Source organism: Mesorhizobium sp. M1E.F.Ca.ET.063.01.1.1 (genome assembly GCF_003998155.1).
Classification (GTDB): Bacteria; Pseudomonadota; Alphaproteobacteria; order Rhizobiales; family Rhizobiaceae; genus Mesorhizobium.
The window spans coordinates 1-3,521 of record NZ_RZSC01000620.1; the positions used below are offsets into that span (position 1 = coordinate 1).

4 protein-coding genes and 1 pseudogene are annotated in these 3,521 nt (G+C 63.7%); 2 read left to right on the plus strand and 3 right to left on the minus strand.

The genetic code is table 11. The features are described 5' to 3' along the window. From EOA29_RS43360 to EOA29_RS29320, 3 genes and pseudogenes are all read right to left on the minus strand, one after another. A pseudogene (locus tag EOA29_RS43360) lies at positions 1–134 on the minus strand (dihydrofolate reductase family protein); the annotation flags it as partial. Between the two features lie 93 nt (positions 135–227). Then, positions 228–1,064: an rRNA adenine N-6-methyltransferase family protein gene (locus EOA29_RS29315; protein WP_127221971.1), complete on the minus strand. Its 837-nt coding sequence runs from the start codon at positions 1,062–1,064 to the stop codon at positions 228–230. A 45-nt stretch (positions 1,065–1,109) separates the two neighbouring features. Then, a complete protein-coding gene (locus EOA29_RS29320; protein WP_126092462.1) occupies positions 1,110–2,465 on the minus strand; it encodes an Nramp family divalent metal transporter in 1,356 nt (451 codons plus the stop codon). 220 nt (positions 2,466–2,685) lie between these two features. Between EOA29_RS29320 and mntR the strand changes: the two genes are divergently transcribed. Both mntR and EOA29_RS29330 read left to right on the plus strand, forming a co-directional pair. Then, a complete protein-coding gene (mntR, locus tag EOA29_RS29325; protein WP_189350563.1) occupies positions 2,686–3,141 on the plus strand; it encodes a manganese-binding transcriptional regulator MntR in 456 nt (151 codons plus the stop codon). Positions 3,142–3,300: 159 nt separating this feature from the next. Continuing rightward, a partial coding sequence (locus tag EOA29_RS29330; RefSeq protein WP_189479019.1) for a neutral zinc metallopeptidase occupies positions 3,301–3,521 on the plus strand: 221 nt, incomplete at its 3' end.

Consider the following 3,521-nt stretch of genomic DNA (forward strand, 5'->3'; position numbering starts at 1 on the left):
CCCGCCACCTCGTCGAAATAGTGGAACGTCCAGCCGCCGAACTTGAAGCCGCCAACCGGATCCTCTTCCGGACCGCCGGGCGCCTGCATGACGCCGTCGAGGCTGACGAATGTGGCGGCGATGATCTTGCGCATTTGTTTTCTCCTTTCGCGATCCGCGCCGTAACGGCCGGATTTCAGCCTAAGGACGAGCGACGTGGCTGCTCTCCGACACGAGCCTGTAAATTTCTAACGCCTGGCACGGATAGGGCGGGACGAGAAACAGACATCGCCGAAGACGGCGGTGGCGGTGCGGTCGGGCGCCTTGTCTTCACTCAGCCAGATCGAGCGCGTGCGGGCGGCGCGTTCGCGGGTCGGCACTTTTGCCTCCGGTCCGGCGACCCAGGCGCCGACGCAGGGAATGAACCACGAGCCCATGAAAGGCTGGCAGGCAAAGCCGCGCTCCATGCGCGTGACAATCACCGCCAGGCCGATGCGCTCGGCCGGACGCCAGGGGAAGATCATGCGGCCGCCGGGTTTGAGCGCCCTCAACCAGGCTGCGGGAGGGGCCGCGACACCGGCATTGACATAGATGATGTCGGAAGGCGGGAGCAGGCTGGTGACTGCGTTGCCTTGGATGACTTTCACATTGCCGTAAGCCGCGAGATTTTGGCTTGCGCGCTCCGCGAGATCGGTCTCGAGCTCGAAGGCGGTGACGCTGCCGCCCGGTTCGACCAGCTTCGCCAGCAACGCGGTGTAGTAGCCGGTGCCGGCGCCGATATGGGTGACGGCTTCGCCGGGCTTCGGTTCGACCTTGCCGATCCACATGGCGTGCAGAACCGGCTCGCCGTTGTTGATACCCTTGTCGGCATCGACCACCACAAGCACGTTCTGGTAGATGTAGCTTGGATCGGCGGTCGGCGTCTTGAACCCGCCGTCGCCGGCAAAGACGGTCCACGGTCCGGGCCCGAGAAAGGCCTCGCGCGGCACCGAGGCGAACACCTCCTCAATGCGGGGATCGGCGGAGCGCGCATGCGCGGCCATCAGCTTGGCGTAGAATTTTCGGGCGTCGTCCGATCCGGTCATGCTTCCAGAAGATAGCGCGGCCGGCTCGGATGTCGCGGTTCCATCTCAGCCGGCGATGGTGTCGTAGAGCAGCTTGAAGTTGAGCGCCAGGATGATCGCCGCGACCATCCAGGCGAGCGCAGCAATGCCGCGCGGGATGGCGAAATTGCCCATCTTCTTCTTGTCCGACACGAACTGCACCAGAGGCACCACGGCGAAGGGCAACTGCATCGACAGGATGACCTGGCTGAAGACCAGAAGCTGGGCCGTGCCCTTTTCACCATAGAACGCGGTCACGATCACGACGGGGACGATGGCGACGCCGCGCGTCAACAAGCGACGCGCCCACTGCGGAATGCGCAGGCGCAGGAAGCCTTCCATCACGATCTGGCCGGCGAGCGTCGCGGTGACCGTCGAGTTGAGGCCGGAGGCGAGCAGCGCGATCGCGAACAGGATCGAGGCGATGCTCAAACCCAAGAGCGGCGACAGCAATTCAAAAGCCTGGCCGATCTCGGCGACATCCTGGTGCCCGGTGCCGTGGAAGGCCACGGCCGCGACGATCAGGATTGAGGCGTTGACGAACAGCGCCAGGATCAGCGCGATGGTCGAATCCGTCGTCGCCCATTTGATGGCGTCGCGCTTGCCGGCGTCGGTGCGCTGATAGGCACGGGTCTGCACGATCGAGGAGTGCAGGTAGAGATTATGCGGCATCACGGTGGCGCCGATGATGCCGATGGCGATGTAGAGCATCGCCGGGTTGGTGACGATCTCGGACGACGGCACGAACATCGAATGCAGGATCGTGGCGGCCGGCGGCGCGGCGACGAAGATCTGGATGGCAAAGCAGCCGAAGATGATGATCAGCAGCGCAACGACAAAGGCCTCGAGGTAACGGAAGCCCCTGTTCATCAGAAGGAGCACGAGGAAGGCATCGAGCGCGGTGATTAGGGCGCCGCCGATCAACGGGATTCCGAACAGAAGCTGCAGCGCGATAGCGGTGCCGATCACCTCGGCGAGGTCGCAGGCGATGATCGCCAGCTCGCAGGCGACCCACAGCAGGAAATTGACAGGGCGCGGATAGTAGGCGCGGCAGGCCTGCGCAAGATCGCGGCCGGTGGCGATGCCGAGACGCGCGGCCAGCGCCTGCAAAAGGATCGCCATCAGGTTCGACAGCATGATGACGAAAAGCAGCGTGTAACCGAACTGGGCGCCGCCGGCGAGGTCTGTCGCCCAGTTGCCGGGGTCCATATAGCCGACCGACACCATGTAGCCGGGGCCCATGAAGGCGAACAGGCGGCGGAGCCACATCCCGGTCCGCGGCACTGCGATCGTGGCGTTAACCTCGCGCAGGCTGGGCTGCTCGCCCTCATCGGCGCGGGCAAATTGCCACGAGGAACGGGACACGGCTTCTGCGTCGGACATCACGGACTTCCACTGGAATATATCAAGGATGCGCCTTATCTATGCCATGGCTCAACATTATGCAATAGGCTATATTTCATTGTTTGTGCTTTTTATCCGGCGGCGTAAAGGGCCGGTTGCACGTGAGCGGGAATGCAAATAAACGGCCGGACCAGCAGGGTTCGTGTTATGAATGCGATCCCGATTCAGCCTTCGGGCGACCAAGGAGGAGGAGCGCGTATTGGCGCTGAGGAACAGACCGGTTCGACGCGAAAAGCCGCTTCCCGATGCCGAAATCCATTCGGAAGGTTTCCGGCAGACGCGCGAAGCGCGCCGCAGCGCGCTCGTCGAGGACTATGTCGAACTGATCGCCGACTTGATCGAGGACGGCAATGAGGCCCGTCAGGTCGATATCGCGGCCAGGCTTGGCGTCGCGCAACCCACCGTAGCGAAAATGCTGACCAGGCTCTGCGCCGACGGGCTGGTGTCCAGAAAGCCCTATCGCGGCGTGTTCCTCACCGAAACCGGCCGGAAGGTCGCCGAGGAGAGCCGCATCCGCCACCAGACGGTCGAAGCGTTCCTGCGCTCGCTGGGCGTCAGCGCCGAGACGGCGCGGATCGACGCCGAAGGCATAGAGCACCATGTCAGCGCCGAGACGCTGGACGCTTTTCGCAGGGCGATGACCTCAGCCCGTTGAGCCCGGGAGCTCGAAGACAAGGATCGGTTGCGGAGCGCAACGTTGCGATGCCGCAGCGCGAAAAATGCTGTGACTTGACGTATCCATTGCGATAATTGTTGGCCGAGGGGGCGGTAGCGGGCCGGACCTTCCAGGACATTCGTGGTGCGAGGAGTTGCCATGCTTTGGAGAGGCCGTCGCCAGAGCGACAATATCGAGGACCAGCGCAGCGACAGTGGCGGCGGGCTCGGCGGTGGTTTGGGCGGCAGCCCTGGCCAGTTTCGCATTCCGATCGGCGGCCGCGCCGGCGGCGGTTCCAGCATCATCCTGGTCATCCTGGTCGTTCTTGCCGGATGGTATTTCGGTTTCGATCCGTCGCAGATCCTGGGTGACGGCAGCGG

Coding starts and splice junctions, on each gene's coding strand:
- EOA29_RS29315 (WP_127221971.1), bottom strand. CDS start 1,064: ATGACCGGATCGGACGACGCCCGAAAATTCTACGCCAAGCTGATGGCC.
- EOA29_RS29320 (WP_126092462.1), bottom strand. CDS start 2,465: ATGTCCGACGCAGAAGCCGTGTCCCGTTCCTCGTGGCAATTTGCCCGC.